Consider the following 17,287-nt stretch of genomic DNA (forward strand, 5'->3'; position numbering starts at 1 on the left):
GGACTGCGCGTGTGGACGTCAGCCCTTGACGGCGCCCTGGGTCAGGCCGGACACGATCTGGCGTTGGAAGAGCAGGACGAGGATGACCACCGGGATGGTCACGATGATGGCCGCGGCGGAGATCGACCCCGTCGGCTCCTCGAACTGCGAGGCGCCGGTGAAGAACGCCAGCGCGGCGGGGACGGGACGGGCGCGGTCGGTCGACGTGAGCGAGATGCCGTAGACGAAGTCGTTCCAGGCGATGAAGAACGCGATCAGCGCGGTGGTGAACACGCCGGGTGCGGCGAGCGGCACGATCGCCTTGCGGAAGGCCTGCCAGGTGGTCGCCCCGTCCACCTGCGCGGCCTGCTCGAGCTCCCACGGGATCTGGCGGAAGAACGCCGCGAGGGTCCAGATGGAGATGGGCAGCGTGAGCGAGAGGTACGGGATGATCAGCCCGAGCCACGTGTCGTAGAGGCCGATCTCGCGCCACAGGTTGAACAGCGGCGTGACGATCGAGATGACCGGGAAGATCGAGACGCCGAGCGCGGTGAGCAGGACCAGCCGCTTGCCGGGGAAGTCGAGCCGGGCGATCGCGTAGGCCGCGAGCGTGGCGAGGACGACGGCGATGGCCGTGGCGATCAGGCAGATGCCGATCGAGTTGCGCAGCGAGGACAGGAACAGTGTCTGCGCGGACCCGCCCGGCGCCAGGATCTCCTCGTAGTTCACGGTGGTCCAGGTCTTCGGCCAGAACAGCCCGAGGTTCAGCTGGCTGGGCAGCTTGAACGACGTCGCGAAGATCGAGACGATCGGGAAGAGGGCGTACGTGATGACGAAGATCGTGATGAGGGCCCAGGCGATCTTGGCCCTTGTCGACAGCTGCTTCATCAGCCTGCCCCCCTCGCGCCGCCGGCAAGATCGACCTTGAACAGCTTGACCGCGGCCCAGCAGATGAGGATCACGCACAGGAAGAGGAGCACGGAGATCGCGGACCCGAGCCCGATCTCGAGGCGTCCGATCGACGTCCGGTAGGCGAGCAGCGAGAGGACCTCGGTTCCGTTGGCGCCGTTGGTCATGATGAAGACGTTGTCGAAGATGCGGAACGCGTCGAGGGCCCGGAACAGGACCGCGACCATGATCGCGCCCTTCATGTTCGGCAGGACCACCCGCGTCAGCCGCTGCCACCACGTCGCGCCGTCGACCTCCGCCGCCTCCTCCAGCTCGGTCGGCACCTGCGAGAGGCCGGCCAGCAGGAGCAGGGAGATGAACGGCGTGGTCTTCCAGATCTCCGACAGGATGATGACGAAGAGGCTGGTGCCCTGCTGGGCGAACCAGTTGAGGTCCGTGCTGATCCCGGGCACCCACGAGAACCAGTGGTTGATGTACCCCGAGTTGATGTCGAACGCGTAGAACCACGCGAACGCCGAGACCACGGTGATGATCCCGTACGGCACCAGGATCGCCGTGCGCAGCAGGCCGCGGAGCTGGGTGATCGCGCGGTGCATGACGAGCGCGAGCGCGAACCCGAGGATCAGCTCGATCACCACGGTGACGATCGTGATGAACACCGTGACGCCCAGCGCCTGCCAGAACAGCGGGTCCGTGAGCACGACGGCGTAGTTGCTCAGGCCGGCCCAGCGCTTGTCGTCCGGCGCGGTGAGCCGGAAGTGGAACAGCGAGTCGTAGAAGGCCTGGAGGATCGGGTACAGCGTGACGGCCAGCATGACGGCGAAGGCCGGACCCGCCAGCAGCCAGCCGAGCCGGGCCTCGGACCTCGACCGGTCGCTGCGGCCCGCCTTGGCTGCCGCGTCGCGCAGGTCCGGCGGGAGCCCACCGGGTGTCTTCGTCTGGACCTGGCTGCTCATAGCAGCTGCTCCCCTCGCAGCACGGCGGTGATGAGGTCGGTCGACTCCTTCGGCGTGACCTCCGGGGTCACCGAGCTCGGCGGGTGCCAGGTCTGCTGCAGGCCGGTCGACACCTCGTTGTAGTACGGCGTCTGCGGCCGGGGCACGGCGAGCTCGAGGGACTGCCGGATGACGTCCGCCATGGGGAAGGCTTCCTTGACGGCGGGGTCGTCGTACGACGTCGTGTTGGACGGCGGGTTGCCGTTCGTCGCGAAGTACTGCGCCTGGTGCTCGGGGGTGACGATGCACTCCGCGGCCTGGTACGAGAGGTCGACGTGCTTGCTGAAGGCACCGATCCCCAGGTTGATCCCGCCGTACGGGGGCGCCGTCTGCTTGTCCGCCGTCACCTGCGGGTACAGCGCCCAGCCGATGTCGTCGAGCAGGGACTGGGGGAAGGTCCCGTCCTTGACGCCTGACTGCGTGGCGGACCAGACGAAGGGCCAGTTCACCATGAACGAGCCCTTGTCGCCCTGGAAGATGGCGAGCGAGGCGTTCTCGTCCTCGGTCGGGAGGGCCGGACCGCCGAGGTTCTCCTTGCCGATGGTGCCCATGATCGTCGCGGCGGCCTCCCCCGCGGGCGTCTCCAGGCCGAGCGTGATCTCGTCTGCCGGGGCCTCCGGGTTCTCGAGGATCTTGCCGCCGGCGGACGCGACGAGCGCGTTGATCCACACGGTGAGCGACTCGGCCTTCGTGCCCTGGACTCCGAGGTACTTGTCCTGGTCCTTGGACGCCTTCATGATCTGGTCCCACGTCACCGGCGTCTTCGCCGGGTCGAGGCCCGCCGCCGCGGCGACGGACTTGCGGTACCAGAGCAGCTGCGTGTTCGCCCAGAAGGGCACGGTGACGAGCTTGTCCTTCCACGTCGCACCGGCCAGGGCGCCGGCGACGACGTTCTGCGTGACCTTCGCCGCGACGTCGTCGGGCACCGGGGCAAGGAAGCCCGGCTCCGCCATCTCGGGGATGAACGGCGGGTCGAGGCTCATGATGTCGATCGACGAGTCCTTGGCGGCCAGGCGACGGGCCAGCTGCTCCCGCTGGGCGCTGGCGTCGCGCGGCAGGACCGATGTCTCGATCGAGTAGGCGCCACCGGCGGCCTCGGTGCACTGCTTGGCGATCTCCGCCTGCCCGCCGGCGTCCGGGTTGATGTACCAGGTGAGGACCGGGGCCCCCGACCCGGACCCGGCGCAGGCAGCCAGCGGAGCGACGAGCCCCACCGCCAGCGCGATGGCAAGACCTCGCGTCCGACGTCGCACGGCGCACCCCCCGACCCGAGGCGTCGATGCCTCACACCCAAGGGCTACACCCGTTCGGAGGCGGCGCGCCAGTGGAACCGGTGCACCCGAGTGCTGAACACGGGCTGCAGAGCAGGCGTGGGACCTGCGACGATGGCGCCGTGCCCCGCCCCACGACTCCCGCCGAAGCCTGGTCCGCGCTGCGCGAGGGGAACGAACGCTTCGTCCGCGGCGAGATGCTGCACCCCTCCCAGGGGGTCGACCACCGCGCCGAGGTGAGCGCCGCGCAGTTCCCGTTCGCGGTGATCTTCGGGTGCTCGGACTCCCGGGTGGCGGCCGAGATCATCTTCGACCAGGGGCTCGGCGACGTGTTCGTGGTCCGCACGGCCGGCCATGTGCTGGACACCACGGTCATCGGCTCGATCGAGTACGGCGTCGAGGTCCTGGGTGCGTCGCTGGTCGTCGTGCTGGGTCACGACAGCTGCGGAGCCGTCGCGGCGGCGACCACGGCGCTGACCACGGGCGAGCTGCCCACGGGGTTCGTGCGCGCCATCGTCGACCGGGTCATCCCCAGCATCGTCAACCTGGCCGGCGGCGGGCTCGGTGCGCTGGACACCCTCGACCCCGCGGTGCTCGGCCACGAGCACGTCAAGCACACGGTCCGGATGCTGCAGGGCTACTCACGGTCGCTCGCCGAGGCGATCAAGGAGGGGCGGGTCGCCGTCGTGGGCCTCGAGTACACGCTGGCCGACGGCACCGTGCACCTGACCGAGGCCGCGGGCGAGCTCGGCGACTGAGCTCAGGGCCAGGGGTCGGCGGGCCGGGGCCGCGCGCCGTCCTCGTCGTCGTGCGGGGTGCTCCGCTCGCGCCAGTACGCCGAGCCGTCCGCCCGCCGCCCCACCAGACCGGCCTCGACCATGTCGCGCCGCAGCCGGACCGGATCGTCGGTGAACGCGGCAAGACGCTCCGTGAGCTCGACCTCCGAGCCCCGCTCACCGGGCGCCAGCACGCGCGACGCCAGGTGCTCGAGCACGAGCGACCGGTCGCCGTGGCGCCGGGGCGTGCGGACGAGCCGTCCGTGGTCGAGGAACCTCTCGGCGGGGCACGGGGAGTCCATGGCGTCATGGTGCCGGGCCGCCGAGGCCGACCGCACGCCGATTGCGTCACGCCGGGTCGGGTCACCCCGGCGGGTGCGGCAGGATGTTGGGCATGACTTCTGAGTTCCGCATCGAGCACGACACGATGGGCGAGGTGCGCGTCCCGGTCGACGCCCTCTACCGCGCACAGACCCAGCGGGCCGTCGAGAACTTCCCGATCTCGGGCAACCGCCTCGAGCGCAGCCACATCGAGGCCCTCGCCCGCATCAAGAAGGCCGCCGCCCGCGCGAACGCCGAGCTGGGCGTGCTGGACCAGGACATCGCGGACGCCATCGTCGCCGCCGCTGATGACGTGGCCTCCGGCGCGCACGACGGGGACTTCCCCATCGACGTCTACCAGACCGGCTCGGGCACCAGCTCCAACATGAACACCAACGAGGTGCTGGCCACCCTGGCGGGTCGGATCCTCGGGCGCGACGTGCACCCGAACGACCACGTCAACGCGTCGCAGTCGTCGAACGACGTCTTCCCGACGTCGGTGCACGTCGCCGCGACCGCCGGCGTGGTCCGCGACCTGATCCCGGCGCTGGAGCACCTGGCCGAGGCGTTCGAGGCGAAGGCCGTCGAGTGGGTGACGGTGGTGAAGTCGGGCCGCACGCACCTGATGGACGCCACGCCCGTCACGCTCGGCCAGGAGTTCGGCGGGTACGGTGCCGCGATCCGGTACGGCATCGAGCGCCTGCGGTCCGCGCTCCCCCGCGCGGCCGAGGTCCCCCTGGGCGGCACGGCCGTCGGCACCGGGATCAACACGCCCGCCGGCTTCCCGCAGCGCGTGATCGAGCTGCTCCGCGAGGACACGGGTCTGCCGCTGACCGAGGCGCGCGACCACTTCGAGGCGCAGAGCTCGCGCGACGGGCTGGTCGAGCTGTCCGGCGCGCTGCGCACGATCGCGGTCAGCCTCACCAAGATCTGCAACGACCTGCGCTGGATGGGCTCCGGCCCCAACACGGGCCTGGGCGAGATCGCGATCCCCGACCTGCAGCCCGGCTCGTCGATCATGCCCGGCAAGGTCAACCCGGTGATCCCCGAGGCGGTGCTCATGGTGGCGGCGCGCGTCGTCGGCAACGACGCCACGGTCGCCTGGGCCGGGGCGAGCGGGTCGTTCGAGCTGAACGTGCAGATCCCGGTGATCGCCGCGGGCGTGCTGGAGTCGGTCCGGCTGCTGGCCAACGCGTCGCGGCTGCTCGCCGACAAGACGGTGAGCGGGCTGGTGGCCAACGTCGAGCGGGCGCGCGCGCTGGCCGAGTCGTCGCCGTCGATCGTCACGCCGCTGAACCGCGTGATCGGCTACGAGGCGGCCGCGAAGATCGCCAAGCACGCCGTCAAGCACGGGATCACGGTCCGGGCGGCGGTCGTCGACCTGGGCTTCGTCGAGCGCGGCGAGGTCACCGAGGCGCAGCTGGACACGGCCCTCGACGTGCTGAGCATGACGCGCCCGCCGCAGGCGTGACGCCGGGGTGAGTCGACGAAGGCCCCGGTCCGCGGACCGGGGCCTTCGTCGTGCCGGTCAGGCCTCGACGGGGACCGGCACGGACGCCGGAGCCGACGCCGGCCCGTGGTGCGCCGGGCGGCCGCCCTTCATGGCCAGGCTGGCGACGAGCCCGATGCCCAGGACCGCGACGGTGAGCAGCATCGTCTGCGTGACCGCGGTCGCGAAGCCCGAGTGCACGGCCTGCAGCGCGACGTCCTGGATCTGCGCGGCCACGTCGGCCGGCACCGAGGACGGCAGCTGCGGGGCGGCCCCGTTGGCGAAGCTGCCGGAGGCGAACCCGTCGACGAACGGCTTGCGGAACTCCTCCGGCAGCTGGCCGGCCGCGTCCTGCGCCGCCGCGGGGATGGTGACCGCGAGGCGCGACGTGAGCATCGCGACGATGGCGGCGGACCCCATGACGCCACCGATCTGGCGCGTCGTGTTGAACGTGCCGGCGCCCGCGCCGGCGGTGCGTCCGTCGAGACCCGAGGTGGCCAGGTTGGCCAGCGGCGAGAACAGGGCGCCGGTGCCGACACCGAAGAACACCATCGGGACCACGAGGTGCCACACGGGCGCGTCGGGCTGGACCGCGAGCGCGAGCCACGTGATCGCGACGACGAGGATGGCGAACCCGCTGGCGACGACCCACTTGCCGGCGATCTTGTCCGAGAGCCGGCCGGCGAACGGCGCGACGACGCCCGAGATCAGCGACCCCGGCAGGCCGACGAGCGCGGCGTTCAGGGGGCTGAGGCCCAGGACCTCCTGCAGGTAGAGCGTGAACGGGAAGAAGATGCCGATCATCGCGAAGGTCACGGCCCAGCCGGAGACGTTGGCCAGCGAGAAGTTGCGGTGGTGGAAGAGCGACAGCGGCAGCAGCGCGTCGCTGCCGCGGTGGCGCTGCCAGAGCACGAACGCGACCAGCACCAGCACGCCGGCGCCGACGACGCCCCAGACCGTGATCGGGCCCGTGATGGTGCCCCAGTCGTAGGTCGCGCCCTCCTGGATGCCGAACACCACGAGGAACATGCCGACGATCGACAGCAGGACGCCGAGGCCGTCGAACGACCGGTTGGCGGTGGGCAGGGTCGGGAGCGTGCGGACGGCGAGCACCAGCGCGACGACGCCGACCGGGATGTTGACGTAGAAGATCCACTCCCAGCCGACGGTCTGGACCAGCAGGCCGCCGAGGACCGGGCCGGTGATCGTGGCGATGCCGGCGACGGCACCCCACAGGCCCATCGCCGAGCCGCGCTTCTGCGGCGGGAACACCCGGGTGATCATCGACATCGTCTGCGGGGTCATGAGCGCGGCACCGATGCCCTGGATCGCGCGGGCGGCGATGAGCAGGGCGATCGAGCCGGCCAGGCCGCAGAGCAGCGAGGTGAGCGTGAAGACGACGAGGCCGACGATGAAGACGGGACGCGGCCCGAACCGGTCACCGAGCCGGCCCGTGACCAGCAGCAGCGTGGCGAACGTCAGCAGGTAGGCGCTGTTGACCCAGCCGACGGCCGTGAGGTCGGCGTCGAAGGCCTTGACAAGCGACGGGATCGCGATGTTCACGATCGTGGTGTCCACCATGATCATGAAGAAGCCGAGGCACAGCGCGGGCAGGATGCTCCACGGACTGCGGCCGTGGAGGTCGACGAGCGCGCGAGGCTGCTCGGTGGTGGTGCTCATGGGATGTCCTTCGATGTGGGCTGGTGAGTGCTAGACGTGTGAGGTGTCTCGGAATCGACGGCGCGCAGTGCGCGCTTCGCGTCGACGAACGACTGCGGCATCGCGGCGCCCCAGTCGAGGGCGCCCGCGCGGAGCTCGTCGAGCGTCCCGTCGAGCCACGCGATCTCCGACCGGAGCACCGCGACGTCGTGCTCGACGTCGAGGAGGTACCGGCGGGGCAGGCCCAGGTCCCGGAGAGCCCCGTAGGACACCTCCAGGCGGCCCAGGTGCGCGGACTTCCGGTCGCGCCGGCGGGTGAGCTGCTCGACGACGACGTCGGCCGGCAGCTCGTTCGCCTCGGCCAGACCGACCGTGAACAGGGGGTAGGCCGGGTGCTCGTCGCCGAGCAGGGAGATCAGCCGCTCGGCGAAGGCCGCGCGGCCGGCGTCCGTGATCCCGTAGGTGGTGCGCTCGGGGCGCTTGCCGGAGCGGTCGGTGCCGACGACGGCGACCAGCCCGTCCCGCTCGAGGCGCTCGACGCCGTGGTAGACGGCGCCCGCGTTGACCCGCACGATCCGGGCGTCACCGCGCTCCACCAGGGTCTGGTGCAGCTGGTAGGGGTGCATCGGCTGCTCGTGCAGCAGACCGAGCACGAGCACCGCGACCGCCGACAGCTCGGCCATGTGTGACACCTCCAGGTCAACTATTCCGGAGGGAATATACCTCTCGGAAGAGGCTGGCGCCACCCGGCGATCCCGATCCGCGGAATCGCTCCCACACCCACAGCCTGGTCCTTTACGATCACCGGACCGCGCGCCTCGAGAAGACGATCGTGCGCGCCCGTGACGAGGACGTCGGAGGAGGTGGCCATGGGCTGGAGCCTGCGGGTGCTGCGCCATCGTGCCGCCGCCCAGCGGACCCTCCTGGCGACGGTCCTGGCCGTCGCGCTCGTCGGCGCCTCGCTGCTCGGCACGTTCGCCCTCCTGCTGTTCACCAGCGGGCACAGCGCCCTCGACACGGCGCTGGACCGGGCCCCGGCGAGCACCACCGACATCGACGCGGTCCTGTCGCTCGACACGTCCGACCCGGCCCCCGCGATCGCCGCGGGCGAGTCGTTCCTCGACGAGCTGCTGGGCCCGGTCCCCGCCACGCGCACCCAGTGGCTCACCTCGCCGATGTACCGCCTGGTCGGCCAGGGCGGACGGGTCCCGCCGCTGTCCTACCTGGCCGCGAACCCGCAGCTGCCTTCCGACGCCCACCTGCTCGCCGGCGCCTGGCCGACCGCCGCCGCCGACGACCAGGGCCGGGTCGAGGTCGCCGTGCCGAAGGTCGCCGCGGACGCCTACGGCTGGACCGTCGGCAGCGAGCTGGCCGTGCAGAACACGGCGACCTACCAGCAGACCCGGTTCGTCGTCACCGGCATCCACGAGCTCACCGGGCTGAGCAGCATCTGGACCCGCGACCTCCTGCAGGGCGCCGAGCACGACCCGAACTACCCCGTGCCGGGCAGCTTCGGGTTCGTCAGCACGGACGCGTGGGGCCCGTTCGTCGCGGTGCCGGAGGCGCTCCAGGGTCCGGCCTCGCTGGCGACCGCGGACCTCGTCGCCTCCCCCGACCTCGTCGGCGCCCCCGCCGGCTCCGTCGCCGAGCTGCGCACCCGGCTCGACGACGCCCAGGCCTCCCTGACCGCGGCCGTCGACGACACCGCCCCCTCCGGCACGTTCCAGTCCTCCCTGGCCACGACCATCGACGTCGCCGCGGGCAACCTCGCGGTCACCCGCGTGAGCCTGGTGATCGTCGGGCTCATGCTCGTCGTGCTGGCCGTGACCGTGCTGCTGCTCGCCGCCCGGCTGCTCGCCGACCGGCGCGCGCCCGAGCAGACCCTGATGGCGTCCCGTGGCGCGTCCGGCCGCCAGCTGCTCGGGCTCGCGTCGCTCGAGGCGGCGGTCGTCGCGCTGATCACCACGCTCGTGTCCCCGTGGCTCGCCGGCCTGCTGTACGGGCTCATCACCTCGTTCGGGCCCCTCGAGCGGGCGGGGATGCACACCGACCCCAGTCGGCCCGTGTCCCTGTGGGTCACCTGCATCGTCTCGTCGTTCGTGCTGGCCGCCGTCCTGCTGGGCCCGTTGCTGCGGCGTCGGGGCAGCGTGGTGGAGGCCGAGCAGCAGCTGGTGCGCCAGGACCGGCGCGGCGGGCTCGCCCGGTCCGGGGCCGACCTCGCACTGGTCGCCCTGGCCGCGCTGGGCGTCTGGCAGCTGCAGACCTACCGCTCCCCCGTCGTGGCCGGGGCCCGCCTCGACCCGATCCTCGTCGCCGCGCCCGCCCTGCTGCTCCTGGCCGGCGCCGTGCTCGCGCTGCGGGCGCTCCCGCTGGTCGCCGCGGTCGGCGAACGGCTCGCCGCGCGCGGCCGCTCGCTGGTGGCGCCGCTGGCCGCGTGGGAGGTGGGCCGACGCCCGTCCCGGGCCGCCGGGGCCGTGCTGCTGCTCACGCTCGCGCTGGCCGTGGGCTCCTTCTCCCAGTCGTTCCTGAGCACCTGGCGCACCTCGCAGTCGGACCAGGTCGACCTGGCGGTGGGCACGGACGTGCGCGTCGGCCGGCCGAACGGCCCGGCGCTCGCGCAGGCGACCGCGGTCGACGGGCTGTCCGGCGCGCAGGCCGCGAGCGCCGTGTCGTTCCGCAGCGTCCGCGTCGGCCAGCCGACGGACGGCGAGGAGACCAACGGCGCGTCGGTCAACGTGCTCGCGCTCGACACCGCGCAGGGCGCCGACCTGCTGCGCGGCCGGATCACCCCCACCTGGGGGGAGATCACCGCGCCGCTGTCGCCGACCACCCCGGACGGCGCGATCCCGCTGCCGGGCTCGCCCACCGCCCTGGTGCTCGACGTGAACAGCGTCGCGACGCCGTCCCTGTCCGGCACGCTGCTGCTGACGCTCGTCGTCGAGGACTCCTACGGGACCCGGACCCCGCTCGTGCTGCCGGTCGTGCCGCTCCTGGGCGCCACCACCGACGTCACCGTCCCGCTGCCGGCGACGGCCGCCGGGTTGCGCCTGGTCGCCGTGATCGCGCAGGCCCTCGCGGACAGCACGGACGCCGCGCAGCTGGGCAACGGCCAGCAGACGACCGGACTGGCCGTGACCGTGACCAACCTGCGGGCGGTCGGCGCCACGGCCGACGACGTGACCCCCGTCCCGCTCGGCACCGCGGACTGGACCGGCGCCGCGCCCCCGAGCGACCGCGGCCGACGCCCGCTCGTGGCGGCCGGGATGAAGGACGACGGCCTGCACCTCACCGCACGGGTCGACTCGGTCGCGCTGCTGTTCGGGCAGGCCCGGATGGCCGCCACGACGTTCCCGGACCCCGGGGTCGTGCCGGTCGTCGCGACGGACACCATGCTGGTGGCCTTCGCGGCGAAGGTGGGCGACCACCTGCAGCTCGACCTGGGCGGCGCGCCCGTCCCGGTCGTGATCGAGCGCGAGGTCCCGTACCTGCCGGGGATGCCGCGGGGGGCGGGGCTGCTGGTGGACCGCGATCTGCTCACGCGCTCGGCGCTGATGTCGGCGTGGACCGAGCCGCTGCTCGACGAGTGGTGGCTCCAGGTCCCCGACGACGGTGCGTCCGCGGTGGTGGACCAGGTGGTGGCCGACGAGCTGGGCGTGGCCACCAGCCGGGTCGAGGTCCGCACGACGGCGATCGAGGGCCCGCTGCGCGTCGGCGTGCAGGCCGCGCTGTGGATCGTCACGTTCGCCGCGCTGGCGCTCGCGGTGGCGGGCTTCGCGATGAGCGCGACCGTCGCGGTGCGCACCCGCCGGCTGGAGCTCGCGCGGCTGCAGGCGCTCGGTACGTCCCGGCCCGCGCTCGTGCGGTCGGTGCTGGTCGAGCACGTCATCCTCGGCACCCTCGGGCTCGCGGCGGGCCTCGCGCTCGGCGCTCTGCTCGCGCACGTCGTCGCCCCGCTGGTCACCGTCTCCGCGACGGGCGGTCGGCCCGTCCCGCAGGTGATCGTGCACTGGCCGTGGACCGCCGAGCTCGCGCTGGTGACGCTGCTGGTCGTGCTCGTCGGAACCGCCGTGGCGCTGACCACGAACCTGCTGCTGCGCAAGGCGTCCGGCGAGCTGCTGCGGTTGGGGGACGAGCGATGACCGTGCTCTCGGGACGCGCCGCCGTGGGCTGGCGCGCGGCCACCGCCGACGGTGTCCTCGTCGCGCGGCGACGCAGCCGGCAGGACGCGGGCCTGCTCACGTTGTCCGCGCTGCTCCTCGCGGTCACGGTGCTGCTCGCGCTCGTGGTCCCCCGGGTGGTGCTGCGGATGGCCGACGAGGGCGTCCAGCAGGCCGTGCTGGACGCCGGGCCCGCGGCGGACGTCGTGGCCACCGTCAACTCGGCGCCCGGCTCGGCGGACGGCCGCCAGGACGACGCCGCGACCCTCGTCGCCAATGCCGCGACCACCATGGCGCAGTCCCTGCCGGCGGCCGTCGCGGACGTCACCGGCGCGCCCGTGACGGCCGTGCAGAGCCCCGCGGTCACGATCGACACCACCTCGGGGCTGCTCGCCACCCGCCTCGAGCACGTCGCGTACGGCTCGCCTCGCGAGGTCGTGCGGTGGGTCACCGGTCTCGAGCCGCGGGCGTCCCCGGCACCGACGGTGGCCGACCAGCCCCACGCGGTGCCCACCGGCGAGGACCCGAGAGTCGTCGAGGTCGGCCTGTCCGCCGCGGCCGCCGACAGGGTCGGCATCACCGTGGGCGACCGGTTCGCGGTCAAGGGTCCGAGGCTCGGCGCCGTCGATGTGCTGGTCACCGGCCTGTACGAGCCGCTCGACCCGGACTCCCCCGTGTGGTCCGGCCACCCCGACCTGCTGGACGAGGTCCCCACGCCGGTGGCCGCGGCCGCCGCCGGCCGGGTCGGCCTGCTCCTGTCCGACGCCTCGCTGCCCGACATGCTGCTGGGGATGCCGCGCGGAGCCATCAAGACGATCTACCGGTTCCCCGCGGAACCCGACCACCTGCTGGCCACCGACACGCACGACGTCGAGCGGGCGGTCGTGCAGCTGATCAGCGGCGCGGCCTCGCTCACGGGCTCGGACGGGCAGACGCCGACAGTGACGACCGAGCTGGGCACCGTGCTCCGCGCCGCCGACGCGAGGCTGGTCGCCGGGACCGCGCAGGCCTCGGTGCTGCTGATCGGGCTCGCGGTGGTCGGCGCGCTCGCGCTCGTGCTCGCGGCCCGCCTGCTCGTGGTGCGGCGGGAGACGTTCCTGCTCTCCGAGCGGGCTCGCGGGGCGTCCGTGGCCTCCGTGGCCGTGCGCGCCCTGGTCGAGAGCGTGCCGCTGGTCGTCCTGGCCACCGCGGTCGGCGCGCTGGGCGCGTGGCTGCTCGAGCCCGACGCCCGCGGGTCGTGGACCGTCGCGGCGCTGGTCGCCGTCGTCGCCGTGCTGGCGCCCCCGATCTCCGCCGGACGGGTGGTCCGCGGGGCCTGGACCGGGCGCCGGCTGCCGGCCAACCGGTCCGACCGCGAGCGCGTCCTGCGCCGCCGCCGGGTGCGCCAGCTGACCGCCGAGCTCGCCGTCGTCGCGGTCGCCGCCGCGGCGCTGGTGTCCGTCCACGCGCGCGGCCTGCTGCAGACCGCGACCGGCGGCGTCGACCTCCTGCTGGCCTCGACCCCCGTGCTCCTCGCGTGCGCCGCGACCCTGCTGGCCTCCCGCGCGCTGCCGCCGGTCCTGCGCGGCCTGTCCGGGCTCGCCGCCCACCGGCGCGGGTTGGTGCCCGTCATCGCGACGGCCCGGGCGAGCAGCACCGCGGGCACGCGCGTCCCGCTGCTCACGCTCACCGTCGCCGTCGCGCTCGTCGTCTTCTGCGGGACGACCGCCGTCACCGTGCAGCGCGGTCAGCTCGCAGCGGCCGACATCGTCGTCGGCGCACCCGTCCGGCTCGACGGCACCATCGCGACCGAGACGCTGGACGCGCTGCGCGACGAGCCCGGGGTCACCGCCGTCGCCGGCGCCATCCCGCTCGGGAGCCGGACGTTCGGGCGCGAGAGCGGCACCAAGGCGCAGCTGATCCTGGTCGACGCGGCCGACCTCGCCGCCGTCCTGACCGCGGCCGGGCGACCGGTCGACGCCGGCCTCGCCGGGCTCGGCGACGCCTCGGGCTCCGACGTGCCTGCCCTCATCACCCCGGCGCTCGAGCGGACGGCCGAGCTGATCCAGCCGGCCGTGATGGGCAAGTCCAACTTCCTCGACCTGGACGTGGTCGGCACCGCCCAGCACCCGCCGACCGTCGTCGAGACGGCGAGCGACGCACCCTCCGACACCGACGCGATCGTCATCGTCGACCGTGCGCGCTACGCGGCCGTCAGCGGGATCGAACTGCCCGCCTCCGTCGCCTGGGTGGCCGGCCCGGGCGCCGTCGATGCGGTACGGGCGGCCGGGCTGGCCGACGATCCCGGGATCACGGTCACCGAGCGGACCACCTGGCTCAGCACGTGGCGGTCGTCGCCGCTGACCGCCGGCCTGGTCGACCTGCTCGTCGCGGTCGGCATCGCGCTCGCGGGCTACGCCGCCATCGCGCTGGTGCTCACCGTGGTGGCGACGTCGCGCGAGCGCGGCCGGACGCTCTCGGCCCTGCGCACCCTGGGGCTCGACGGCCGCACGGCGCGCGCCATGACGTTCGGTGAGCTCGCCCCGCTGGCGGTCGCCGCCCTGGTCGCGGGGACCGCGGTCGGCATCGCGGTGCCGTGGATGCTCATCGGGGCCCTCGGGCTCGACCTCGTCACCGGCGCGGCCGAGGCGACGGTCCTGCAGGTCACCTGGGTCCCGATCGTGGGCGCGGCGGCGGTCGTGCTGGTCGCGCTCGCGGTCGCCGTGGTGGTCGAGTCGGCCGTGCGGCGGCGTGACCGGCTGGGAGAGGTGCTGAGGGTGGGCGAGCGATGACGGTTCACGCAGGGACGGACGACGCGAGGGAGGCACACGTGACTGTCACGGAGACCGCGCTGGGCGCGCTCGAGGAGCGGGCCCGGCAGCGCACGGGGGCGTTCGGCGAGCACGCGCTGATCGTCTGCGACTCGCTGGTGCGCATCTACCAGTCCGAGGGGGTCGAGGTGCAGGCGCTGCAGGGCCTGGACCTGCTGGTCGAGGACGGGGAGCTCGTCGCGATCGTCGGCGCCTCCGGGTCCGGCAAGTCGACCCTGCTGTCGGTCCTGTCCGGGCTCGACGTGCCGACGGCCGGGCGGGTGCGGGTGGGTCCCTGGGACCTCATGGCGATGTCGAGCGCGCAGCGGGTGGAGTACCGGCGCTCGATGGTCGGGTTCGTCTGGCAGCAGACCGCCCGCAACGTCGTGCCGTACCTCACGGCCACGGAGAACGTCGCCTTCCCGCTCGCCCTGTCCGGGGTCCGGCGCAAGGAGCGGGACCGCCGGGCCGCCGACCTGCTCGACGTGCTCGGCGTCGGCTACTGCGCCGACCGCCGGCCGGGGCAGATGTCCGGCGGCGAGCAGCAGCGGGTCGCGATCGCCGTGGCCCTGGCCAACTCCCCGCAGGTCCTGTTCGCCGACGAGCCCACCGGCGAGCTCGACTCCGCCACCTCGCACGACGTCCTCGAGGGGCTGCGGACGGTCAACCGCGAGCTGGGCACCACGGTCGTCGTGGTCACCCACGACCCCGGCGTCAGCGAGCACGTGCAGCGCACGGTGGCCATCCGCGACGGCCGCACCAGCTCCGAGACCGTGCGCCGCACGCACACGCGTGAGGACGGCACCGAGCACGTGGTGGCCGAGGAGCTCGCGGTGCTCGACCGCGCCGGTCGGGTGCAGCTGCCCCAGGAGTACCGGGACGCGTTGAACCTGGTCGGGCGCGTGCGGCTCGCTCTGGAGGAGTCGCACGTGTCGCTGTGGCCGGACCGCCCGGTGCCGGCGCGGGAGGTCGGCGGCCCGCCCTCCCCCGTGGCACCACCGGCGGACGACGACGCGACGCCCCGCCGGTCCGGCCGACACTCGGCCGCCGAGCCGCTCACGCCCGACCCGGAGGCCTCCCGATGAGCACCGCGACCACCGCCCCCGCACCCACGGCGCCCGGCGCGACCGAGGCCGTCGTCCGCGTCGAGCACGTGAGCCGGACCTACGGCTCCGGCACGGGAGCCGTGCACGCCCTGCGCGACGTCTCGTTCACGATCCAGCCCGGTGAGCTGGTCGCGCTGGTCGGCCGGTCCGGCTCGGGCAAGACGACCCTGCTCAACGTGATCGGCGGCCTCGACCGCCCGGACGAGGGCCGCGTGGTCGTCGACGGGCGCGAGGTGTCGACGCTCGACGAGGGCGGCCTGGTCGAGCTGCGGCGCGACGTGGTCTCGTTCGTGTTCCAGACGTTCGGGCTGGTGCCCGTGCTGTCGGCGGCCGAGAACGTGGGCGTGCCGCTGCGGTTGCGCAAGCTGCCCACCAAGGACCGTGAGGCGCGCGTGCAGCTGCTGCTCGACCTGGTCGGCCTGGGCCCGCACGCCCTGCAGCGGCCCGGCGAGATGTCCGGCGGCCAGCAGCAGCGGGTGGCCATCGCCCGCTCGCTGGCCAACTCCCCCCGCCTGTTGGTCGCCGACGAGCCGACCGGCCAGCTGGACACCGAGACGGGCAAGGCGGTGATGGCCCTGATCCGGGCGGTCGTCGAGGCGGAGGGCATGACGGCCATCGTCTCGACCCACGACCCGCTCATGGTCTCGCTGGCCGACCGGGTGCTGAACCTCGCGGACGGGCGGCTGGTCGAGGGCTGAGCGCGGTCAGGCCGGCCGCAGCACCACGCGACCGATCGGGCTGAACCACGCCGAGCCCGACAGCGGGCTCTGACGCGCCACCGCGGTGTCGGCGTCGAGCGGCTCGGCGGCCCGCTGCGCCCGCGTGAGCGCCCAGCGGAAGTCGTAGACCCACGCCCGTCCGCCCGGGCGGAGCACCCGCCGCACCTCGGCCATCCCGGCGGTCGGGTCGACCCAGTGGTGCTGGCTGATGGTCGACACCACGAGGTCGAAGGTGGCGTCCGGCCACGGCAGCCGGGCGACGTCGGCGACCGCGAACGTCACGGACGCCGGGGCCGACCCGGTGGCCTGCGCGATCATGTCCGGGGAGAGGTCGATCGCGTCGATCTGCAGGTCGGGACGGTCGCCGGCGAGCAGCCTCGGCAGCGCGCCCGGCCCCGTGCCGACGTCGAGCACCCGCGCGCCCGGCGGCAGCGCGAGGCCGTCGACGTCGTGGGCGACCCGCCGGTACAGGCTCGCGGCGAGGTGGCCGGCGAACCGGCTGTACTGCGCGGGGTGGTGCACGAGACCGAACATGCTCTCGCGGGCGCGGTGCGTCACGGTCGTCATCAGGCTCTCCGATACAGTTGTGCTTCACAACTCTTAGGGAGAGCGTAGGCGCAGCAGTTGTACGACACAACCTTTCCGGACGACGATCTTCGCCGGTTCTTCCAGCAGCTCGCCCGCACGAGCGGCCTGCTGGACGCCGTGCAGACCCAGCACGAGCACGCCGGCGTGCGGCTCTCGCTGTCCGAGACGTTCGCGCTCGGGGAGCTGGCCGAGGCGGGCGCGCTCTCCCAGCAGGAGCTCGCGGCCCGGCTGGGGCTGGAGAAGAGCACCGTGAGCAGGCTCGCCGGCGGCCTCGAGGGCCGCGGCTGGATCTCGCGCGAGCGGGACCCCGACGACCGGCGCCACTACCGGCTGCAGCTCACGGCCGAGGGTCGCGACGTGGCCGACCGCGTGGGCGCGGAGCTGCGGGAGCACCACGGCCGGATGCTCGCGCACCTGACGCCGGAGGAACGCCAGGCGCTGGCGACGGGGCTGGGCGCCCTGGTCCGAGTCCTCGACGCGAACCACGCGACCCACCACCCCTGAGACGCGACGACGCCCGGGCTCCCTC

14 protein-coding genes are annotated in these 17,287 nt (G+C 73.5%); 7 read left to right on the top strand and 7 right to left on the bottom strand.

Going from position 1 to position 17,287, the window contains the following annotated elements; genetic code table 11:
- Positions 1-18 precede the first annotated feature (18 nt).
- Genes AC1DWH_RS05695 through AC1DWH_RS05705 form a run of 3 tightly spaced genes read right to left on the bottom strand, consistent with a single transcriptional unit; the run spans position 19 to position 3,136 of the window.
- On the bottom strand, positions 19-867 hold the full coding sequence (locus AC1DWH_RS05695) for a carbohydrate ABC transporter permease (RefSeq protein ID WP_477092856.1): 849 nt from the start codon (positions 865-867) through the stop codon (positions 19-21).
- Entirely contained in the window at positions 867-1,844 is a 978-nt protein-coding gene (locus tag AC1DWH_RS05700; RefSeq protein WP_477092857.1) for a carbohydrate ABC transporter permease, read from the bottom strand. The genes AC1DWH_RS05695 and AC1DWH_RS05700 overlap by 1 nt, the downstream gene beginning before the upstream one ends.
- Positions 1,841-3,136 (bottom strand): sugar ABC transporter substrate-binding protein, encoded by a 1,296-nt coding sequence (locus tag AC1DWH_RS05705; RefSeq protein ID WP_477092858.1) that lies wholly within the window; start codon positions 3,134-3,136, stop codon positions 1,841-1,843. Before AC1DWH_RS05705 ends, AC1DWH_RS05700 begins: the two co-directional genes overlap by 4 nt.
- A gap of 140 nt (positions 3,137-3,276) precedes the next feature.
- On the opposite strand from AC1DWH_RS05705, the gene AC1DWH_RS05710 reads away from it, so the two are divergent.
- Entirely contained in the window at positions 3,277-3,912 is a 636-nt protein-coding gene (locus AC1DWH_RS05710; protein ID WP_477092859.1) for a carbonic anhydrase, read from the top strand.
- Between the two features lie 2 nt (positions 3,913-3,914).
- Here the strand turns inward: AC1DWH_RS05710 and AC1DWH_RS05715 are convergent, their stop codons facing one another.
- Entirely contained in the window at positions 3,915-4,232 is a 318-nt protein-coding gene (locus AC1DWH_RS05715; protein WP_477092860.1) for a DUF2087 domain-containing protein, read from the bottom strand.
- A gap of 83 nt (positions 4,233-4,315) precedes the next feature.
- On the opposite strand from AC1DWH_RS05715, the gene AC1DWH_RS05720 reads away from it, so the two are divergent.
- Positions 4,316-5,722: a class II fumarate hydratase gene (locus tag AC1DWH_RS05720; RefSeq protein ID WP_477092861.1), complete on the top strand. Its 1,407-nt coding sequence runs from the start codon at positions 4,316-4,318 to the stop codon at positions 5,720-5,722.
- Positions 5,723-5,779: 57 nt separating this feature from the next.
- Here the strand turns inward: AC1DWH_RS05720 and AC1DWH_RS05725 are convergent, their stop codons facing one another.
- Both AC1DWH_RS05725 and AC1DWH_RS05730 read right to left on the bottom strand, forming a co-directional pair.
- Positions 5,780-7,420, bottom strand: a complete 1,641-nt coding sequence (locus AC1DWH_RS05725) for a DHA2 family efflux MFS transporter permease subunit (protein WP_477092862.1) — start codon at positions 7,418-7,420, stop codon at positions 5,780-5,782.
- A complete protein-coding gene (locus AC1DWH_RS05730) occupies positions 7,417-8,082 on the bottom strand; it encodes a PadR family transcriptional regulator (protein WP_477092863.1) in 666 nt (221 codons plus the stop codon). Before AC1DWH_RS05730 ends, AC1DWH_RS05725 begins: the two co-directional genes overlap by 4 nt.
- A 159-nt stretch (positions 8,083-8,241) precedes the next feature.
- Here AC1DWH_RS05730 and AC1DWH_RS05735 point away from each other — a divergent pair, with 159 nt between their 5' ends.
- Genes AC1DWH_RS05735 through AC1DWH_RS05750 form a run of 4 tightly spaced genes read left to right on the top strand, consistent with a single transcriptional unit; the run spans position 8,242 to position 16,149 of the window.
- On the top strand, positions 8,242-11,538 hold the full coding sequence (locus AC1DWH_RS05735; protein WP_477092864.1) for an FtsX-like permease family protein: 3,297 nt from the start codon (positions 8,242-8,244) through the stop codon (positions 11,536-11,538).
- Positions 11,535-14,327: an FtsX-like permease family protein gene (locus tag AC1DWH_RS05740; RefSeq protein ID WP_477092865.1), complete on the top strand. Its 2,793-nt coding sequence runs from the start codon at positions 11,535-11,537 to the stop codon at positions 14,325-14,327. The genes AC1DWH_RS05735 and AC1DWH_RS05740 overlap by 4 nt, the downstream gene beginning before the upstream one ends.
- A 38-nt stretch (positions 14,328-14,365) precedes the next feature.
- Complete coding sequence (locus AC1DWH_RS05745) at positions 14,366-15,430, top strand: ABC transporter ATP-binding protein (protein ID WP_477092866.1); 1,065 nt, start codon at positions 14,366-14,368, stop codon at positions 15,428-15,430.
- Positions 15,427-16,149 carry an ABC transporter ATP-binding protein gene (locus AC1DWH_RS05750; RefSeq protein WP_477092867.1) on the top strand — a complete coding sequence of 241 codons (723 nt, stop codon included), beginning with the start codon at positions 15,427-15,429 and terminating at the stop codon, positions 16,147-16,149. Before AC1DWH_RS05745 ends, AC1DWH_RS05750 begins: the two co-directional genes overlap by 4 nt.
- A 6-nt stretch (positions 16,150-16,155) precedes the next feature.
- Here the strand turns inward: AC1DWH_RS05750 and AC1DWH_RS05755 are convergent, their stop codons facing one another.
- Positions 16,156-16,737, bottom strand: coding sequence for a class I SAM-dependent methyltransferase (locus tag AC1DWH_RS05755; protein ID WP_477092868.1), 582 nt, complete (start codon positions 16,735-16,737; stop codon positions 16,156-16,158).
- Between the two features lie 57 nt (positions 16,738-16,794).
- On the opposite strand from AC1DWH_RS05755, the gene AC1DWH_RS05760 reads away from it, so the two are divergent.
- Complete coding sequence (locus AC1DWH_RS05760; RefSeq protein ID WP_477092869.1) at positions 16,795-17,262, top strand: MarR family winged helix-turn-helix transcriptional regulator; 468 nt, start codon at positions 16,795-16,797, stop codon at positions 17,260-17,262.
- The last annotated feature ends 25 nt before the right edge of the window (positions 17,263-17,287 follow it).

Source organism: Cellulomonas sp. P2_F12 (assembly GCF_056403775.1).